Raw genomic sequence first — 20,929 nt, forward strand, 5'->3', positions numbered from 1 at the left:
AGATGATTTGATTGAGTTTTTATGATGTAGTAGAAAAATATAGAGATTTTGATTTTTATGGATATTTTGATTCTGTAAAAAATGAAGATGTATTGAGAAGTATTTATGAAAGAAATAAGAGACCAGAGGATTTACTTAATTTAATATCTCCTATGGGAGAAGAGGTTTTAGAAGAGATGGCTCAGGAAGCAAGAAATCTTTCTTTGAAATATTTTGGAAGAACAATATTACTATATACACCTATGTATATATCAAATTATTGTGTAAATAAGTGTTCATATTGTGGGTATAATGTAGAAAATAAAATATGTAGGAAAAAGTTAAATCAAGAAGAAATAGAAAAAGAGGGAGAAGCTATTTCAAATGAAGGATTTAAACACATTCTAATATTAACAGGAGAAAGTGAATATCATACTCCAGTAGATTATATAGAAGAGAGCATTAAAACTTTGAAAGAGAAATTTCCTTCAATAACTATTGAAATATATCCAATGACAGAAGAAGGATATAAAAAGGTAGTAGAGGCAGGTGCTGAAGGTCTTACTGTATATCAAGAGACCTATGATGAAAAAATATATGATAAGGTTCATGTTTCTGGTCCAAAGAAAAATTATAAATTTAGATTAGAAGCTCCAGAGAGAGGATCAGAAGCTGGAATTAGAAGCATAAGTATAGGGGCATTATTAGGATTGGGGGATTTTAGAATAGATGCTTTTTTTACAGCAATGCATGGAAAATATTTAAGGGATAAGTATCCTCATATAGATATAAGTTATTCAGTACCAAGAATAAGACCTTGTGAAGGAGGGCTTGAAAAGTTAAATGAAGTTGATGATAGAGAATTAGTTCAAATACTTTTAGCCTATAGACTATTTGATCCTCAAGGAGGAATAAATATCTCAACTAGGGAAGAGAAGAACTTTAGAAAGAATTTAATTCCTTTAGGAGTAAGTAAAATGAGTGCTGGAGTTTCTACTGAAGTTGGAGGACATTCTTTAAAGGAAAAAGGGACAAGTCAATTTCATATAAGTGATGAAAGTTCTGTAATTGAAGTTAAGGAATTAATCAAGAGTCAAGGTTATCAACCTATATTTAAGGATTGGCATAGATTTTAAAATAAGTTTTTAATTATTAGAATGGTGATTTTTATGTTTTTAATAACAAATAGAAATTTAGTAAATAGAGAAAGATATTTTAATACTATAGAGGAAGCAAGCAAATACGGTGTTAAAAATATAATTTTAAGAGAAAAAGATTTAAGTACAGAGGAATTAATAGATATTTATATAAAAATAAAAGAGTTAGTTACAGATGAAACAAATATAATAATAAATTCCAATATTGAAGTAGCAAGGATTTTGAAAACAAAGTTTATTCATTTAAGTTTTAATGATTTTAAAAGAAATTTAGAAGAAATTAAATCCTTAGAGGTTGGAGTATCTGTTCATTCTGTTCTTGAGGCCTTTGAGGCTGATAGATTAGGGGCAAAGTATATATTAGTGTCTCCTATTTTTGAAACACAATGTAAGAAGGATGCAATTCCTAAGGGAAGTAGGTTTATAAAAGAAATTAAAGAAAAAGTAAATTGCAAGGTTGTAGCCTTAGGAGGAATAAATGAATATAACTTTAAAGAAGTATTAAAGGCTGGTGCTGATGATTTTGCATGTATGTCACTTTTGTTTATGAGTAATAATATAAAGAAATGTTTAGATACTTTTAAATCATCTTAAATATATATAGACTTACATAAAGGAAGGTTTAAATTATGTAATTATTAATAGAAATATGGTATAATTGATACTAATTAATAATTACAATTTGTTATAAAAGGAGAATTTATTATGTCATTTGAAAGAATAGATATTTCAGATAGAAGTGAACAAGAGGGGAGAAGTTGTGTAATATTATATAACTTTGGAAATAAAGAATTAAAGAAAATACAAAACTTTGCTAGAATAATGGGAATAAAAGATCAAATAGTTTTAAACTCTAAAAATGGAGAAGAAACTATAAAGAATATATTGGAAGATAAAATTGAAAAAACAGAAAGTGAAGGAGTTAAAGAAAGAGCAATAATATTTAATGCCATAGCTCCAGGAAAAGTTCATGTATTTTTAGAAAACTTAAAAAAAGTAGGCATACAAAGACCGTTAGTTGCAATGGTTACAGAAACATCTATTAATTGGACTATTGATGTTTTAGTTAAAAATTTAATAGCTGAAAGAAGAGCATTAAAATCAGGCGATATGACTACTCACGAAAATAACTAATTTACAAAGTTTTTAATTTGTATTAATACAGAGAAATTAAATATTTTTTATACTTAAAATCTACAGATATTTTATCTGTAGATTTTTTTCTTTTAGGGAACTTTTTATTTACACAGAGAATCTAAATAATGAATAAAAAATAGCTATGTAAATAAAAGTGGAGGGGTAATGGAAATAGGAAATTTAGTAGAGTTTAATAGATTAAAAAATGGAAAAAAGAAAGTAAAGAGTAAAGTGAATTTAGCAATGGAAGGTGATAAGGAAGCGTTTATTTTTCTTATAGAAGAAAATATTGATTTCTTTTATAGGGTTAGTAAAAGAATATTACAAAATGAGTATGATGTAGAAGATGCTGTTCAAAATATGATAATAAAAGCTTATGAAAATATAGAAAATCTAAAGAAGGAAGAATATTTTAAAACTTGGATAACTAGGATACTTATAAATGAGTGTAACAAGATACTCAATAAGAGAAATAAGATAATACCGGTGTCAGAAATATTTGCTTTGGAAACTTCTGATGAAAAAATAAGTGAAATTGATTTGAAGGATGCAATTAAAACTTTAAATGTAAAATTTAGAGTTGTTATAGAATTATTTTATTTTGAAGATTTATCTATAAATGATATAAGTAAAATTCTTAATATACCTAAGGGAACTGTGAAATCAAGATTAAGTAGGGGAAAAGAAAAACTTTTTAAAATTATAGGGGGAGTTTAAATGAGAAAAGATTTAAATGGAGAATTTGATAAAGAACTTATGGATATAGGAAATAAAGAAAGTTTAAAAGCTAGTGATGAATTTAAAAATAAAATGATAAAAGTGTTAAATGAGTTACCAGAACGTAATAATATAAGAAAAAAGAAAAAATATAAAAAAGTTATTGGATTTTCATTAATTGGTATTTTAAGCCTAGGAAGTGTTTTAAATGTTTATGCTGAAAATAATGAAACATTAAAAGCTACATTTTCGAGCATTAAAAAGACACTAAATATAGGAGAAAGTTATTACGAAGAAAAAGGAAAAAGTATAAATTTAGAGGATTCATTTTGGGGAACAACTATGAAATTAAATGATGTTTATTATGATGGATCAATATTAGGAATAACATATGAAATAAAAAGTCATAGTAAGCTAGATAAAAATAAAAAGCCAATTATTTTTCCTATAATAGATAGTGGAGATAGGGAATCTATATATTATAGAAATTTAAATCATGATGGAGAATTTATTAGTGATAATACATATGTTGGGATAGCAGAGTATGATTTTACAATGAGTGATTTGGGAGAAAAAGTTGATTTAACATTTTTAGTAAATGATTTATATGGAGATTGGAAGGGTAGATATCCAGAAAAATATAAATTTCAGCTTAGCTTAGATTCAAAAGATATAGATAAGGATGTATATAACATAGAAGAAACTATAAATTATAATGGTGTTGAATTTAAAATAGAAAGTTTAACTAATACTCCTATTCAATCTATTTTAAATTATAAAGCTTTAGGTAAAATTTATGAAGGTAAAGAAGATGTTAGAGGATATGTATTAAAACCTATAATTCTTGATGAAAAAGGTATTCCTATAGAAGCTAAAGGGTTTAACTATAGCTTTGATGATGGTAATAATATTTTAAACGGAGATGGAAACTTAATGTTTGAATACATTGAGAAAAAACATAAAAATGTATTATTAATACCAGCTTTAAAGAATGGATTTGATGATATTAATGCTGAATTAATTAAAGAGGGAAATATGGAAATAAAAAATGATAATAATGGTGCTTTATATGAAATAAATACTTATCAAAATGGAGAAAATCTTGAATTTAGTTTAACTGCTAAGGGATATATAAGCACAATTAGAGATTTATTCAAAGTCACTAGAATCGAGAAGGATACAGAGGGAAATGAAAATTTTTCAGAAGTTGATATTAACTGTGAATTCTTAGGGTTTACAGATGAAGGATATTCATTTAAAGGTACTATAGAGAATTTTAGTAAAGATGCTAAATATAATATAGAATTTCCTGGAGAAAATTATAAAATAGTTGGAAATAATATAAGAATTAATATAGAAAAGTAGTATAAAAGGAAAATTAAACATGGCTATAGGATTAATTAATTGATATAATCATATTAGGGGATGAATTTTAGATTGAATTCATCCCTTTATACATATTTAGAAAGAAGATGAGTTTATGAAGATTGTTAATGATGAAAAAGAATTTAAGAAATTCTGTAATGAGAAAGGTATAAGGTTGGCTTATTTAAGTACTAATACTTGTTGTGCTTGTGGTGTCTTAAAGCCTAAAGTAGATAATTTAATAAAAAAATATGACAATGCAAAAATTATAGAAGTTGAGGCTGATAAAAGTGTAGACATAGTAGCACAGTTAAGCATTTTTATGTTTCCCGCAATTATTTTATATATAGATGGAAAGGAGGTACTAAGAGAAGCTAAATATATAAGTGTTGTTGAGTTAGAAAAGGTTATAGATAGATATTTTGAACTTTATAATTAAAAAATAAGAAAAAGGTTAGTGGATAATTTTAGATTCTATTTCTATTTTTTATTAAAATATTAATTCAATTTGCTTTGTAAAATAAAATTTTATATACTATATACAAGTTAAATATGAATAATTTAACAATATTTAAAAGAAAGGAGATAGCATGTGGGATTCACTAAAAAAAAGTTATAGACATTTAAAGAATATTTTAGGATTTATCACTGATAAAAAAAATTATGAAAATATAAAGAAGCTATTAAAAAACTACAAAATACTAAGTGATATATCAAATATAATAGTATCAGTTTTAGTATTTTTAAGTGGTATTCTTTTAATAATTTCAGGAATTTATCCTAGTATATTTTATAAAATAAAATTTTTAGACAATATACATAGTTTATCTTTTTTAAGATTTTCACATAGAGCTTCAGTATTAATAGGATTAATGTTAATAATGATATCTAAAGAAGTTTTCTTCAAGGTAAAAAGAGCTTATTATGTTACATTAACATTGCTTATAATAGGAGGAGCTTTTGCCTTTGTAAAAGATTTAGATTGCAAAGAAGGAATTTTTATTTTAGGAGTAATAATACTTTTAATATTATCAAAAAAGAGCTTTTATAGGAGAAGTATTCCTATTAAAGTTACTAAATTAAGTGGTATATTAATAATTCTTTCGGTTGTAATGATTATCTTTGCAAGTTTTATACATAAATTTAATATACATTTTAGTAGGAATTATAGGTACTATGTGGACTTCTACCATAGTATGAAGGGATATTTAAGAATAGCCTTATATACCTATGTAGCATTTATAATATTTATAATAATATGGTATTTGACAACGCCTAAAATAGAAGATGACAAAAGGTATATGGATGCTGATTTAGAAAAGATATCAAAATTCTTTGAAGAAATAGATTATGGAACAATATTTTCTCATTTAGTTTATTTAAAGGATAAAAAGGTTTTTTGGGCTAATGAAGGCAAGTCCTTAATAATGTACAGTAAATACAAAGATAAGATAATAGTTTTGGGAGATCCTATAGCCACCAAGGAAAATCTATATAGCTGTATAGAAGAGTTTCAATCTTTTACAAATTTATATGGATATGATGTTGTATTTTATGAAATAGAAGAAAAAAATTTTTCTACTTATCATGATGCAGGTTATTATTTCTTTAAATTAGGAGAAGAGGCAAGAATAGATTTAGAAGAATTTAATTTAACTGGTTCTAAAAAGAGTGCCTTTAGAAACACCTTAAGAAGGGTTGAAAGGGAAGGGTATAGCTTTAGCATTATAGAGCCTCCATTTGATAATAAAGTAGTAAGTCAATTAAAGGAAATATCTGATAAATGGTTAGGAGATAGAAAGGAAAAGGGATTTTCTTTAGGGTGGTTTAGCGAGGATTATATACAAAGATCACCTATAGCTATTTTAAAAAATGAAGAGGAAGATAAGATCATGGGATTTGTAACAATAATGGATGCTAATGATGGGGGCAAGACAGTAGCAATAGATTTAATGAGAATAGATAAAAATGCACCTAATGCATCTATGGATTACTTAATGCTTAATTTATTCTTAACATTTAAAGAAAAAGGATATAAATATTTTAGTTTAGGAGAAGCACCACTATCTAATGTAGGATTTAACACTCATTCACATTTACAGGAAAAACTTGCAAGATTAGTTTATAATAGTGGTAATATATTCTATAGTTTTGATGGATTAAGAAGATATAAGTCAAAGTTTTCTCCTATTTGGCAACCAAGGTATTTAGCATATCCTAAGTTTATGTCATTACCGGAGGTCTTTATTAATCTATGTTTATTAATAGCTAATTCAAAGGAAAGAGTAGAGAAAAAATAAAATATTATATTTTAAGTTAAGGTTAAATTTTCATTATATGTTTATACATAACTTAATTAAGTTTATTATATTAAAGAGAGTCTTTTATTTATGAGACTCTCTTTATTTATAAAAATTTATTTTTTATAAATAAACATTATTTTTTATATTGAAGTTTAAAAAAATAAGCATAATATTTTTAATTTATTTAGAATAAACAATGAGTTTTTAAATAAATATAAAAAATATAAGTGTTTAAGATAAAATTTATCAAATAAAAATGTTTTGAAGTGATTTTTTAAGAGGTGTATAATAGAAATAAATATTTAATAAAACAAATTTTAATATGTTTTATTAAGGAGGGAATAAAATATGGGAAACTTTTTTTTAGAAAGTGATTTTAGAGCTTTTGATATAGACAAATCAAGAAGTAGAGATAAATTGATATTAGAGAGAAGAAGAGTTACAGCTGAGAAGTTAAGAGAACTTAATAATTTAGGGCTTTTTGAATTTATGAATTCTAGAGGATTAAGTTCTCATTGGGAAAAGCAATATTTAACTAGTATAACTTGGCCATTAAAAAGAGTTAATGATGAATATGTTGATAGAATCTATTTATCCTATGGGAAGAATAAATCTGATGTTAGAAAACTTATAAAGGTTTTAAACCTATTCAATAATATTGAAGGAAGTAGAATAGAAGATGACGTGGTATTTAATTATATTCCTCGTATCCAATTAGGATTAGACTCTAATTCTTGGAATACAGCTTTATATTTAGATAAATATGGAGTAATAGAACAAAAAAATCTTGTTAACAAAATAAGAAAAAACTATGAGTTAAAAGAGAAATTTAAAAATATACTTATGGCTTTAGAAGAAAAGGGATATAGATTATATTTAATTAAGGACAATAATTCAAGAAGTTATGAAGATGAAACAGATTACGTTGAGGATATAATAAAATATACAGATAGTGGAGAAAAGTATGGATTAACCATAAGAAAAGATTATGATAAAAATCATGTTAGAAATTCTAGAAATGAAATAGTAGATTTTGTTAAAAGTGAATTTGATAATTTAATGGATGTTTATTATTTTATTTCTTGGGATTCAGAAGAGAATGACTATTTAAGATAGTATTTTAATCTATATATAGAAATTAATAATAGTTTATAATAGGATTTATATAAAAAGACTAAACTAAAGGTTTAGTCTTTTTTATATAAATTATTATGAATATAAAAGTATTTAAGTAAATTAAATACTTTTATTTAAATAGTTATTATTCATAGTGTTTTTAACTTTATTATTAATAAGTCTTTTTATAGAAAAGTATAGTTTAGTAAAGGATGAAACTAAAACAATTCCAGTAGCTATTGATCCAGCTAACATTAATGTATTACAACCTAAATATAAAGACTTGTCTATATTTCCTTTTAAGGTCTCTAGCATTGTATAAAACATACCTCCTCCAGGGACTAGAGGAATTATTCCACATACTAAAAATACTAATACAGGAGTTTTTAATACTCTAGCTGAAATCTCAGAGAATAGGGATATAAAAATAGCGGCTAAAAAATAATTAAAGTTTTCATTTGTGCTTATAAAGTTTGAGGAAAAAAGATAAACAAACCATCCTAAACCACCGCATAAGGCAGAAAAAAATAAGTTCTTACCTTTTATATTGAATATTATTCCAAAGCCTAAAGAACTAAAAAATGCATATATTGAGTTTATTATTAAGTTCATATAGCCATACCTCCATAGTGATTTATTAGTATTGATAAAATACTAGCACTTCCAATAGCAATCCCTACGGCTATTAAAAAGGCTTCAATAAATTTAGCACTTCCAGCAACTAAATCACCAGCTATTATATCACGAAGTGAGTTTGTTATAGCTAGTCCAGGTACTAAGGGCATTAAAGAACCTATTATTATTTCATTTAGGTTAGGAGCAATATTAAATCTTACTGCAAGAAAAGCTAGTAATGAAGCTAGAGCTCCGGATATTATATTTATAAAAAAATTGTTTGTCTTTAAAATATTAAAAAAGTATGCAAGAAGACAAAGAACTATTCCTATAAAACCTGAGATTAAAGAATCCTTTAAATTGCCTCCAAAAAGTAAAGTAAATGCTGAGGCTACAATTAAATATCCTAATATTTTTGTTTTAAGAGGATATTCTTTTTCATTATCTATACTACTTAGTTTGTTTTCAGCATCTTCAATAGAAATTTTATTAAATGCAACTTCTCTTGAAAGGTTGTTTAATTTAGATATTTTATCTAAATTAATAGTTCTACTTTTTACTCTTCGAGTTCTCGAAAGTGCATTTTTATAGGTTTTTATTGTTATTATTATGTTTGTAGGAATTACAAAAACATCCACTTTTTCTATTCCATAAGCCAAACAGATTCTACTCATAGTTTCCTCAACTCTATATGTTTCAGCACCATTTTCAAGCATTAGAGTACCAAGTTCAGTTGAGAAATTGATAATTCTGTTAAAATCCATATGTACCTCCAATAAGTATTTACGATTACTAAGAAACATTTTTTGATTATTATAATATTTCTTTTCTATTATACTTTGAAGAATAGTTTATTATAAAGATTTTAAATTAAAAAAATGTAAATAATTTATTTTTCAGAGGAAAATAGTTAATAAATTTAATTTGTAATTTAGTTGCTATAGCTAAAAGTTTGCATAGATTAATTATGAATAGAATTAATTTGAGAGGATTTAATTATAATGGTTATTTTAGATTATAAAGTTGGACATATAAAAAGTAGAATTTCTAAAGATAAAGTAGTATTAAAATCAATTTATCCATTTGAAGAGGGAGAATTAGCAGATGAAGTTGAAATAAATTTACAATTAGAAGGAAGAGATGAAGTTATAAAAAAAGAATTACCTTATGGTGGATATAATATGCATTTGTTTTTGGGGGATTTTTTAGGGAATGGAAGGGACTGTATTTTGGTAAAGGGAAGATTTCAAGGATCTGGTGGAATTGCTATTTTATTATTATATGAATATGACAAGGGAGAAATAAAAGAAATAACTAATCAGTGGGAAATAATTGATAAGAATAAAGCTATTATAAGATATTTATCAAATTATAAAGTGGAGATATTATATGGAACAAAAGAAAAATATATTATAGATATTTCTTCAAAGGATAAATCTTACTTAAATTTAATATATGATGAAAGTGGAAATGTAAAATTAAAAATTAATCCTGGTATTTCTGATATTAACAATTATTATGAAATAAAGGAATTGGGAAGTAATAAATATGATTTTTTAATACGTCAAAATATTATAGGAGTAGTACTAGTGGATGTTATAGGTATAATGCAAAGTAAAGTTATTTTTTATAGTAATGGAAACTTTAAAATAAAAGATAGAGAATTGATATTGAGTAAAGTATAAATAAGGCATTTTAGTAATTAATTGTAATTTAATTACTAAAATGGTACAATTAAAGAAAAATTATATTTATAAAATTTGTAATGGTTTTTTATAAATTAAGAGGTTAACTATTGTAGTTAAATAGAAGAAAAATTGTAAAAAAACTTAAGTTTAAGAAAAGATGGTAACGTTATCGAGAAAATAGGGAAAACAAAGGAAAAGACCAAAAGTATCTAAATATGAGACTTTATTAAGCTTTAATTTATTTTTAGAAGGAAAACAAATTAAATTTTGATAAATAGTGGCTTTTATTACATAAATAATTAATAGAGGAGCATTTTTATATGTTTGATTCTGTAAAAAGAAAACTTGTTTGTTATGATGATAATGAATACTACATAGAGATTAGTCCCTTAACTAATACAATAAGAGCAACCTTATACTACAAGGAAGCAGTTGAGGCTTATTTAGTTGGAGATTTTAATAATTGGGAAAAAAGTGAAAATTTTAAGCTTACTTGGTACTTAGATACTAATGATGATAGAGTAAAAATGATTAAAGATATAACATTTCCTTGTGGGCTAAAAAAGGGAGAATATAAGTATGGATATATAATTATTACTTTAGATGGAAAAGAGATATATGTAGATAATTTAAATGAAGAAAAAAATGATTTTTATTTTTTTTGGGAGCCTTTTGAAGAATCTTTAGGAATAAAAACTTCAAGAAATTTTATTTCTAGAGGATATCCAGTTGAATTAGTAGCTGTTAAAAACTCATTTTATGGAAATATAATAATTGAAGAGGATATTCTTTCTATAGAAAACTTTTTAAAAGGAGTAACTTTAGAAAATGGGTTTTTAAAAATTAATGAAGAAGTAGATGTTGGTACTAAAATTTTAGTAAAGGCCTATGATTCTTTAAGTGATATGATAGCTTATAAGGAAATTGAAGTTATAGAAGAAGAGGAAAAGGGAGTTTTTGTACAATTTTTAAAGGATGACGGATTGTATTATGGAGAAAATTTCAGTTGGAATATTTGGGGCTTTGGAGAAAATAGCTTAGGAAAAGAATTTGATTTAAATATTAAAACAGATTTTGGTTTAGGAACTTTTGTAGACGAAGATAAGTTCATAGTAAGAAAGAGAACTTGGGGATGTAACTGGGTAAATGATTGGAATGAGCAGACATATACTTTTAATTTAAATAAGGAAGATAGGGATTTATTTTATATATATGAAAATAATAAGATATTAACTTCTTTAAAAGCTGTCATAGAAGAAACTATACCTAAGATACAAGTTGCATTAATGGATCATAAAAATACTATAAAAGCATATCTTTCTCATAAGTCTTTAATTGGAATTAAGTATGGAATGTATATAAATGGGATAAAGGCTAATGATGCTTCTATTATAGTTAGAGAAAATGAAAAAGAAGTTTTAATCACTAATATTCCAAGTGATATAGATCCATCAGATTTGATAGAAATAAGAGCTTCTAGTATGTTTTCAAGTTGTAAAGTAATAGTAAGGGATTACTTAAATGATTATTATTATGGAGGAAATGATTTAGGAGTAATATTTAGTGAAGAAAATATAAGTTTAAGATTGTGGTCACCTACTGCTAAAAAAGTAGAACTATTAATATATGATGATTATAAATGCCTAAAGGAAAGCCCTATAAGAAAATATGATATGAATAGGGAAAAAGAAAATGGTACTCATTTAATTAGAATACCAAGGAAAGAAAATGAGGGGAAATATTATTTATACAGATTATATTTTAATGAGTTAAGTGTAGAAAGGAAACATGTAAACAAGATAACATATGCGGTAGATCCATATGCTGTTGCTGTAGGAGTAAATGGAGAAAAGGGAGCTTTAGTAGATTTATTTAGTAAAGAGTGTGTACCTGAAGGATGGAATAAATATAATAAGCCTAAGCTAATAAATAAAGAAGACTCAATAATTTATGAGATGCATATTAGAGATTTTACAATAAATGAAAACTCAGGAGTTGATGAAAGATTAAGAGGAAAATTTTTAGGGGCAGTTGAAGAGGGAACGTTCTATATTAATAAAGAAAATGGAAATAAAGTTAAAACAGGATTAGATCATTTAATAGAATTAGGTATAACCCATGTTCACTTACTTCCAGTCTTTGATTTTGCTTCTGTTAATGAAGAAATAACTAAGGATGAAAATAATAGAAATTGGGGATATGATCCTAAAAATTTTAATGCAATAGAAGGAAGTTATTCAACTGATCCATATACACCTTCAATAAGAATAATAGAATTTAGAGAAATGATAAAAAAGTTTCACGATAATGGAATAAGAGTTGTATTAGATATGGTTTATAATCATATGTATGAAACTTACAACATGGATAATATTGTTCCTGGATATTACTTTAGAAGTGATAAATTAGGGGAATATACAAATGGATCTGGCTGTGGAAATGAAATGGCTTCTGAAAAGCCTATGGTTAGGAAGTTTATTATGGATTCCATATTAAATTGGATTAAAAATTATAATATAGATGGATTAAGATTTGACCTAATGGAGCTTATAGATTTAGATACCATGAAAGAGATAGTGAAAATAAGTGAAGAGAGTGATGAAAAAATACTTATTTATGGTGAGCCTTGGAAAGGTGGAAACTCTCCTTTAAACAATGGAACTTGCAAGGGAAGTCAAAAAGGTCTTGGATTTTCCATATTTAATGATGAGTTTAGAAATGCTCTAAGGGGAAATAATGATCCATCTAATGGATTTATAAATGGAGAGCAGCATAATAAAAATAAAGCTTGGCAAATAATAGAAGGAATTAAAGGTTCAATAAATTCAATAACCTATAAACCTATGGAAAGTATAAATTATTTAGAAGCACATGATAACTATACTCTATGGGATCAAATAGTAAAAAGCCAAAATCATAGTATGGAAAAAGAGTACTATAGAGGTTTAAATGAAAAAAAACTATTAGATAACTTTTATGTTAGGGAAGACTTGCTTGGAGCTGGTATATTATTTACTTCTCAAGGAATTCCCTTCATACAATCTGGAGCTGAATTTTTAAGATCGAAGTATGGAGATCATAATAGTTATAAAAGTTCAGATAGTATAAATGCTTTAAATTGGTCAGATAAAGAAAGGTATATTGAAGTTTTTAAGTATTATAAAAACTTAATAATATTAAGAAAAAATCACAGTGCTTTTAGAATGAAAGATTCAGAATATATAAGAAAAAATTTAGATGTTTATTTTCATGAAAATAATGACACTAGTGGAGTGATTATAGCTCACTATAAAAATAATGCTAATGAAGATTTGTGGAAAAATATAGTAGTAATATATAATGGAACTACTATTAATGATTACAATGTAATTTCTTCTATACCTAAATCAAGTAATGGCATTTGGAATATTGTAGTACAAAATTGTTTTGTAAATGAGAAAATTATAGAAAGAGTAAGTGAGTATGAAATTCCTAAAATAAAATCTCATTCTATGATGATACTTTATGATGAATAAAGTTTTTTAGAGTATTTCTTATTATGAACTAAAAACTTTAAAAAAGATAGTAAAAGATATTAAATAAATATAAATGAGGTTATAAAATAAAGAGAAATACTTAAAAAGTATTTCTCTTTATCATTAAAAGATTATTTTTCAATATCTCCATCCCATTTAGATATTCCATCTTTCATGTGAATAAGATTTTTAAAACCATTTTCTTTTAAAATATCCATAGCTTTAGCACTTCTTTTTCCGCTTCTACAGTAAACTAAAACTAATTCATCTTTAAATTTTTCTATATCACTTAAGCTTTCTTTAAGGTTATCAACTGGAATTTGAATAGCATTTTTTAAATGTCCCTCAGCAAATTCATCTTCGTTTCTAACATCTAAGATTAGAGTAACTTCTCCTTCGTCTATAAGTTTTTTTGATTCTTCTATAGAAATATCTTTTGCTATTGGTTCAGCTTGTGTTTCACTTGATGACTCAGAGCTTGTCTGTGTATTAGTTTGAATATTAGCCTCTCTTTTTTCAGTATTACTATTACCACAGCCTATAAATAAACTAGCTGTTAAAGTTAAACTAAGTGATAATAATGATAGTCTTTTCATAAATCTTCCTCCATAATTTAAAAACATCTATATAAAATTTAACATATTATTACATAATATGGCAATTAAGAAAGTGTTAATATTTAAAGGGCGAATTTAAGGTTATTGACAATTACTTTAATAATATTTATAGTTAATTATGTAAAACTATGTTTATAATATAGATATTAAAGAAGAATTTTATTATTTAGAGATAGATTTTTCTAAAATGGAGATGAACAATGAAAAAAAACAAACTATCAATTAAAACAATTGTGGCTATAGGTATTGGCTCAGCGGTTTTTATGATATTAGGTAGATTTGGTTCTTTGCCTACAGGAATTCCTAACACAAATATAGAAACTGCATATGCATTTTTAGCCTTAATGGCATTATTATATGGTCCTTTAGCTGGGTTTTTAATAGGATTCATAGGACATGCTTTAAAAGATATAGTATTTTTTGGATCACCTTGGATAAGTTGGGTTTTTGCTTCGGGTATAGTAGGATTAATAATTGGTTTAGGAGCTAGATTTATAAAAATTAATCAAGGAATATTTAAATTCAAACAAATATTTATATTTAATTTAATACAAATAATTGCTAATGGGGTAGCTTGGTTTTTAGTAGCGCCAACTTTAGATATATTAATTTACTCTGAACCTGCAAATAAGGTTTATCTACAAGGGATAATAGGAGGTATTTCTAATATGGTTACTGTTGGAGTTTTAGGAACTATTTTAATAGCTAACTATGCTAAGACAAGGATACCAAAAGGTAGCTTAAGAAAAGAATATTAGAAGTATATGAGGTTGTGGGAAATATATTTTCAGACAACCTTTTTTTGAAGTTTAATTTAAGGATGTATAAAACTTAAATATAGAGTTGAAAAATAATATATACAATTCCTTAAAAATGACTATTTGTAAAGGAGATTGACATGGAAAGAAAAGCAATAATAGAGTTCAAAGATTTTACTGCTCATTATACAGTTCAATCAAAGCCAACTTTAAATAATATAAATTTAACTATATATGAAGGAGAAAAAGTGCTTATAGCTGGTCCTTCAGGTTCAGGAAAAAGTACATTAGCTAACTGTATAAATGGATTAATACCATTTTCAACAGATATTGAGATTTCAGGAAGTCTTAAAATAGAGGGGAAAGAGACAAAGGATTTAAGTGTTTTTGAAATATCTAAAATGGTAGGTACTGTACTTCAAGATCCAGATAGTCAATTTATAGGGTTAACAGTAGCAGAGGATATAGCTTTTAAATTAGAAAATAACTGTGTATCTCAAGAAGAAATGAAGAAAAAAGTTAATTATGTATCAAAGATAGTTGATATAGAAAATAGATTGGAATTAGCGCCATATAGTCTTTCAGGAGGACAAAAGCAAAGAGTAACTTTAGCTGGAACTATTGTTGATGATGTTGATATACTTCTTTTTGATGAACCTTTAGCAAGCTTAGATCCAGCAGCAGGAAAAGCTTCTATAGAGCTTATAGATAAAATACAAAAGGAAGAAAAAAAGACAGTTATAATAATAGAACATAGATTAGAAGAGGTTTTAAATTGTGATGTAGACAGAATAATACTTATGAATGAAGGAGAAATTATTGCTGATACAACTCCGAATGAAATCTTAGCTTCTAATATATTAAAAGAGTGTGGAATAAGAGAACCTTTATACATAACAGCACTTAAATATAGTGGATATGAATTAAATAAGGAAATGAACCTTGAACATATAAATAAGTTAAAGCTTAGTGATAATGGAGAGAAATTAAGACAGTGGTATAAAAGTTTAAAATTTAATAAGAAAGAAAGAGAAAATGACACCCTATTAGAATTTAAAAATGTATATTTTTCTTATGACAAGAAAAAAGATATATTAAATGATATTAATTTTAAAATCAATAGAGGAGAAATAGTAAGTGTAGTTGGAAAAAATGGTGCTGGTAAATCAACTATATCTAAACTTATATGTGGCTTTTTTAAACAATCAAAAGGAGATATAATATTTGAAGAAGAAAGCTTAGATGGAAAGACTATTAAAGAAAGAGGAGAAGAAATAGGAGTTGTTCTTCAAAATCCAAATCAAATGATATCTAAAACAATGATTTTTGATGAGGTGGCATTAGGATTAAGAGTTAGAGGAATTGATGAAAAAGAGGTTAAAGAAAGAGTAAATGAAACTCTAAAAACATGTGGTTTGTATCCATATAGAAACTGGCCAGTTTCTGCACTAAGTTTTGGGCAGAAAAAAAGAGTTACTATAGCTTCAATATTAGTTTTAAATCCTAAGGTTATAATACTTGATGAACCAACAGCAGGACAAGATTATAAACATTATAATGAAATAATGGAATTTCTTCTAAAACTTAATAAAAAGGGAGTTACAATAATTTTAATAACTCACGATATGCATTTAATGCTTGAATATACAGATAAGGCTATTGTAATTTCAAATGGAAAGAAAATAGCTGATACAACTTCAGCAGAAATACTTACAGATAAAGAAGTCATAGAAAAGGCAAGCTTAAAAGAAACTTCATTATATGATTTAGCTTTAAAATTTAAGGTTGAAGACCCTAAGGACTTTGTTTGTAAATTTATTGACTTTGATAGGGAGGCAAGAAATTAGTGGATGCAATGCTTACATATATAAAAAAGGATTCTCCTATTGATAAACTTACAGGAGCAACTAAACTTATTTGTTTTATACTTTGGACTTTAGCTGCCATGCTTACATATGATACAAGAATATTAATTGGGATGCTTATATTTAGTTTGATTATTTTCAAAGTATCAAAAATAGAGTTTAAAGAAGTTTCGTTTATAGTTTATTTTATATTATTCTTTTTACTTTTAAATGATTTAGCTATTTTTATATTTTCACCTTATGAAGGAGTTAATATATATGGAACAAGACATGATATATTTCATATAATTGGTCCATACACATTAACATGGGAACAATTATTTTATGAATTTAATGTTACATTAAAATATTTATCAGTTATACCTATGGCACTTTTGTTTATACTTGCAACAAATCCAAGTGAGTTTGCTGCATCTTTAAATAAGATAGGTGTAAGTTATAAAATATCATATTCTGTATCAATAGCTTTAAGATACATACCAGATATTCAAAGAGAATATCATGATATATCCTTTGCTCAACAAGCTAGAGGAATTGATATGTCAAAGAAAGAAAAGTTAGGAAAAAGAATAAAAAATATGTCATCTATTTTAATGCCACTTATTTTTTCAAGTTTAGATAGAATAGAAAATATAAGTACAGCAATGGAGCTTAGAGCTTTTGGAAAGAATAAAAAAAGAACTTGGTATAATGAAAGAAAATTTTCTAAGGGTGATTACTTAGCTATTATTGTAGTTATATCAATATTTGTTTTATCATTATGGTTTACATTTAACAATGGAAGTAGATTTTACAATCCTTTTGCGTAGTAATGTAGTAATGAAGAAAATGGATAATTTAATAGTTTTTATGAAATAAAGATAAGTTATATTTAATAGACTTATCTTTATTTTATTACAATCAAAATTATTTTGTAGAAGGATGCACAATTAGTTAAATTAAGTGAAAAATAATATTTGAAAAGTTCGCATATTTAATAAAAAAGTATTTATTAAATATATTTAAATTATAAAAATATGTTTTTATACGCATTATAAGTAAGAAAAATTATTATAATATACGTAATTATTAGGTTTGTATTACAAAATAACTTATTAATTTCATTTTTTCGACAAAAATATTCGCAAAAGTATTGATAAATATAAAAAATCTGATAATATATTATAGGTGATTTAGAAAAAACAAATAAAAGAAAGAGTGAGATTATGGAAAAGTTCTTTAGGCTTAAAGAAAATAATACTGATGTAAAAACAGAATTTATTGCTGGATTAACTACTTTTATGACAATGGCTTATATACTTATAGTAAATCCATCAATATTATCAGCAGCAGGAATGGATCAAGGAGCTGTATTTACAGCAACAGCTTTATCGGCAGTAATAGCAACTTTAATAATGGGGCTTTATGCTAAGTTACCATTTGCACAAGCGCCAGGAATGGGACTAAATGCATTTTTTGCTTATACAATAGTTATTCAAATGGGATATTCATTTGAATTTGCTCTAACAGCTGTTTTATTAGAAGGAATAATATTTATACTTTTAACTATATTTAATGTCCGTGAAGCAATAGTAGACTCAATACCAAAAGGAATAAAAAATGCTATATCAGTTGGTATAGGATTACTTATTGCTCTAATAGGATTAGAGGGTGCAGGAATAGTAGTACATACAGATGGAGGAACTATAGTTTCTTTAGGAAATATAGTTTCAGGATCAGGACTTTTAGCAATAATAGGACTTTTAATAACAAGTGTTTTAATAGCTAAAAATGTTAAGGGAGCGTTATTTATTGGTATGATTATTACAGCAATAATAGGAATACCTATGGGAATAACTTCATTACCAAGTAAGATTATTAGTATGCCACCTTCAATAGCACCTACTTTCTTCAAGTTCGATTTTCACAATATATTCTCTTTAGATATGGTAATAGCATTATTTACATTATTATTTATGGATATGTTTGATACAATAGGAACTTTGGTTGGAGTTGCAACTAAGGCTAAAATGTTAGATAAGGATGGAAAAGTACCTAACATAAAAAAAGCTTTATTTTCTGATGCAATAGGTACAACACTAGGAGCTTGTTTAGGAACAAGCACAGTAAGTACTTTTGTAGAAAGTGCTTCAGGGGTTGCAGAAGGAGGAAGAACTGGATTGACAGCAGTTTCAACTGCATTTATGTTCTTCTTAGCTTTATTCTTTGCTCCATTATTTGGGGTTATAACTCCAGCTGTTACAGCATCAGCTTTAGTTTTAGTTGGATTATTTATGATAGAACCAATAAGAGAAATAGACTTACATGATTTTACAGAAGCTATACCAGCATTTTTAACAATAATCATGATGCCATTTGCTTATTCAATATCAGATGGTATAGTTTTTGGTGTTATATCTTATATAATATTAAAATTATTTACTGGAAAAAGAAAAGAGATAAGTTTAACTACTGTTATTTTAGGATTAGTATTTTTGCTTAAGTTTTTAATATAATAAAATGGACTATGTGATAGCTCACATAGTCCATTTGTATAATAATTTTATTATCAATTTTGTGTATAATGTAGTAAAATAATATAATGAATATCTTATTAGTATAAAACAATTCATTTAATAATGAATGGAGGAAATATTATGAGAGTTGGATTAGTTTTATCAGGTGGAGGAGGAAAAGGTGCATATGAACTAGGTGTTTGGAAAGCTTTAGTTGAAATGAAATTGGACAAGTATATAGAAGTTATATCAGGAACTTCTATTGGTGCATTTAATGCTGCTCTATTTGCCCAAGGGGATATGGAAAATGCTCAAGCCTTATGGGATGAAGTTACAATGGAGAAATTAATTCCTATGACTAAAATGGATTTGTTAAAAAAAGGGGTAGCTTTAGCCTTAGGGATAAAAAGTATTAATTTTGTAAAGAAACATATGTCAGATAGATTAGAAAATGGGGATTTTCCTAAAGATGGAGCTTATGAAGTCGTAAATAAATTTATAGATATAAATAAGGTTAAAGAATCAGGGAAAATTTGCTATGCTGCATGTACAGAATTACCAGAATGTAAGGTTAAATATTTTAGAATTAATGATTATGATGAAGAAGTAGGAAGAGAGATAATAATGGCATCAGCATCACTTCCTTTGATATATGATAGTTCAGAGGTAGATGGTAAAAAATATTTAGATGGAGGAATGGTAGATAACACACCAATTCAACCTGTTTATGGAGAAGGTTGTGATTTAATTATTGTAGTACATTTATCCAAAGAGGGAACTGTAGATAGAAGTCTTTATCCAAATGCTCAGATAATAGAAATAGTTCCTAAGAGTTTAGATGATGGTATGATAAATGGAACATTAAATTTAGATATAGATGCAAAAAGATTAAGAACTCAGCAAGGATATGATGATACTATGAATCTTATGAGACCTATAATAAGTTTAGCAAAAACTAGCTTTGAATTTGAAATGAATGAAAGAAACCCAGTATTATATAGATTATTTAATAGTTTTAAAGAACTTAAAGAAAAATTTTCTGAGAAGGCACTATAGTTAAAAGCTATAGTGCTTTTATTTATAAAATAAAAGAGAAAGGCTATTATAAAAATAAAAGATTTTTAATTTTGGAAATAAATCATATTAATTAATAAATGTTTTTAGTATCTTTAGATATTTGTAGAAAACAAAAGTAATTTTGAAAAAATAGAAGAAAAATATGAAATAAACCTTTGACTATATAAGAATTTTCTTATATATTTATAATAAAGTCTAGAATTCCTATAAGAATTAAGGTGATTAATTAGTGATATATTATTTTTATTGATTAATATAATTTTTAAGAAAAATAGATTAGTTCATAAATAATACATAAGTAGATGTTTTATTATAAATGATTAAATATAAATGATTAAATATAAGTGGTTAGTATAGATAGGAGAAGTTCAGGAGGAGAAAAATGGTGAATTTAGATGAAGGTTTATTAAAAATTATAAAAGATGAAAGTTTAGAAGATTATTTTATAAAGGCTAATTTTGGTTTAGAAAAAGAAAATGTTAGGGTTACAGAAAGTGGGAAACTAGCTTTAACACCTCATCCAAA

The 20,929-nt window shown here is 25.8% G+C and carries 19 protein-coding genes; 16 read left to right on the forward strand and 3 right to left on the reverse strand.

From position 1 onward, the window contains the following. Positions 1-11 precede the first annotated feature (11 nt). The 8 genes from thiH to Q1J60_RS11760 all read left to right on the forward strand — a co-directional run bounded on the left by thiH (position 12) and on the right by Q1J60_RS11760 (position 7,774). Positions 12-1,115 carry a 2-iminoacetate synthase ThiH gene (gene thiH, locus Q1J60_RS11725; protein WP_300262447.1) on the forward strand — a complete coding sequence of 368 codons (1,104 nt, stop codon included), beginning with the start codon at positions 12-14 and terminating at the stop codon, positions 1,113-1,115. 33 nt (positions 1,116-1,148) lie between these two features. Next, positions 1,149-1,730 (forward strand): thiamine phosphate synthase, encoded by a 582-nt coding sequence (locus tag Q1J60_RS11730; RefSeq protein WP_300262450.1) that lies wholly within the window; start codon positions 1,149-1,151, stop codon positions 1,728-1,730. 111 nt (positions 1,731-1,841) lie between these two features. After that, complete coding sequence (locus Q1J60_RS11735; protein WP_300262452.1) at positions 1,842-2,270, forward strand: DUF3783 domain-containing protein; 429 nt, start codon at positions 1,842-1,844, stop codon at positions 2,268-2,270. 168 nt (positions 2,271-2,438) lie between these two features. Then, a complete protein-coding gene (locus tag Q1J60_RS11740; protein ID WP_300262455.1) occupies positions 2,439-2,990 on the forward strand; it encodes a sigma-70 family RNA polymerase sigma factor in 552 nt (183 codons plus the stop codon). Further along, positions 2,991-4,355: a DUF4179 domain-containing protein gene (locus tag Q1J60_RS11745; protein WP_300262458.1), complete on the forward strand. Its 1,365-nt coding sequence runs from the start codon at positions 2,991-2,993 to the stop codon at positions 4,353-4,355. Positions 4,356-4,470: 115 nt separating this feature from the next. After that, positions 4,471-4,794: a thioredoxin family protein gene (locus Q1J60_RS11750; protein ID WP_300262461.1), complete on the forward strand. Its 324-nt coding sequence runs from the start codon at positions 4,471-4,473 to the stop codon at positions 4,792-4,794. A gap of 151 nt (positions 4,795-4,945) precedes the next feature. Continuing rightward, positions 4,946-6,655 (forward strand): phosphatidylglycerol lysyltransferase domain-containing protein, encoded by a 1,710-nt coding sequence (locus tag Q1J60_RS11755; protein WP_300262465.1) that lies wholly within the window; start codon positions 4,946-4,948, stop codon positions 6,653-6,655. A 351-nt stretch (positions 6,656-7,006) separates the two neighbouring features. Beyond that, on the forward strand, positions 7,007-7,774 hold the full coding sequence (locus Q1J60_RS11760; protein ID WP_300262468.1) for a hypothetical protein: 768 nt from the start codon (positions 7,007-7,009) through the stop codon (positions 7,772-7,774). Between the two features lie 120 nt (positions 7,775-7,894). Here Q1J60_RS11760 and Q1J60_RS11765 read toward each other — a convergent pair whose 3' ends face one another. Then, on the reverse strand, positions 7,895-8,386 hold the full coding sequence (locus Q1J60_RS11765) for a threonine/serine exporter family protein (protein ID WP_300262471.1): 492 nt from the start codon (positions 8,384-8,386) through the stop codon (positions 7,895-7,897). Next, positions 8,383-9,153, reverse strand: a complete 771-nt coding sequence (locus Q1J60_RS11770; protein ID WP_300262473.1) for a threonine/serine exporter family protein — start codon at positions 9,151-9,153, stop codon at positions 8,383-8,385. Before Q1J60_RS11770 ends, Q1J60_RS11765 begins: the two co-directional genes overlap by 4 nt. Before the next feature lie 237 nt (positions 9,154-9,390). Between Q1J60_RS11770 and Q1J60_RS11775 the strand changes: the two genes are divergently transcribed. After that, positions 9,391-10,074 carry a YybI family spore inner coat protein gene (locus Q1J60_RS11775; protein WP_300262476.1) on the forward strand — a complete coding sequence of 228 codons (684 nt, stop codon included), beginning with the start codon at positions 9,391-9,393 and terminating at the stop codon, positions 10,072-10,074. Positions 10,075-10,397: 323 nt separating this feature from the next. Continuing rightward, on the forward strand, positions 10,398-13,592 hold the full coding sequence (gene pulA / locus Q1J60_RS11780) for a type I pullulanase (RefSeq protein ID WP_300262479.1): 3,195 nt from the start codon (positions 10,398-10,400) through the stop codon (positions 13,590-13,592). Positions 13,593-13,723: 131 nt separating this feature from the next. Here pulA and Q1J60_RS11785 read toward each other — a convergent pair whose 3' ends face one another. Further along, positions 13,724-14,188, reverse strand: a complete 465-nt coding sequence (locus Q1J60_RS11785) for a rhodanese-like domain-containing protein (protein WP_300262481.1) — start codon at positions 14,186-14,188, stop codon at positions 13,724-13,726. A gap of 221 nt (positions 14,189-14,409) precedes the next feature. Here Q1J60_RS11785 and Q1J60_RS11790 point away from each other — a divergent pair, with 221 nt between their 5' ends. The 6 genes from Q1J60_RS11790 to Q1J60_RS11815 all read left to right on the forward strand — a co-directional run. Beyond that, positions 14,410-14,967 carry an ECF-type riboflavin transporter substrate-binding protein gene (locus tag Q1J60_RS11790; protein ID WP_300262484.1) on the forward strand — a complete coding sequence of 186 codons (558 nt, stop codon included), beginning with the start codon at positions 14,410-14,412 and terminating at the stop codon, positions 14,965-14,967. A gap of 140 nt (positions 14,968-15,107) precedes the next feature. Next, the gene (locus Q1J60_RS11795; protein ID WP_300262488.1) at positions 15,108-16,814 is read left to right on the forward strand and encodes an ABC transporter ATP-binding protein; all 1,707 of its coding nucleotides are present in this window, start codon (positions 15,108-15,110) and stop codon (positions 16,812-16,814) included. After that, positions 16,814-17,641, forward strand: a complete 828-nt coding sequence (locus Q1J60_RS11800; RefSeq protein ID WP_300262491.1) for an energy-coupling factor transporter transmembrane component T family protein — start codon at positions 16,814-16,816, stop codon at positions 17,639-17,641. The genes Q1J60_RS11795 and Q1J60_RS11800 overlap by 1 nt, the downstream gene beginning before the upstream one ends. A gap of 396 nt (positions 17,642-18,037) precedes the next feature. Next, entirely contained in the window at positions 18,038-19,327 is a 1,290-nt protein-coding gene (locus Q1J60_RS11805) for an NCS2 family permease (RefSeq protein WP_300262493.1), read from the forward strand. Between the two features lie 141 nt (positions 19,328-19,468). Continuing rightward, positions 19,469-20,383 carry a patatin-like phospholipase family protein gene (locus Q1J60_RS11810; RefSeq protein ID WP_300262496.1) on the forward strand — a complete coding sequence of 305 codons (915 nt, stop codon included), beginning with the start codon at positions 19,469-19,471 and terminating at the stop codon, positions 20,381-20,383. A 403-nt stretch (positions 20,384-20,786) separates the two neighbouring features. Next, positions 20,787-20,929, forward strand: a 143-nt coding sequence (locus Q1J60_RS11815; RefSeq protein ID WP_300262499.1) for a hypothetical protein, incomplete at its 3' end; no start/stop codon positions are given.

This window comes from Clostridium sp. (assembly GCF_029258205.1).
In the GTDB taxonomy this organism is placed as follows: Bacteria; Bacillota; Clostridia; order Clostridiales; family Clostridiaceae; genus Sarcina.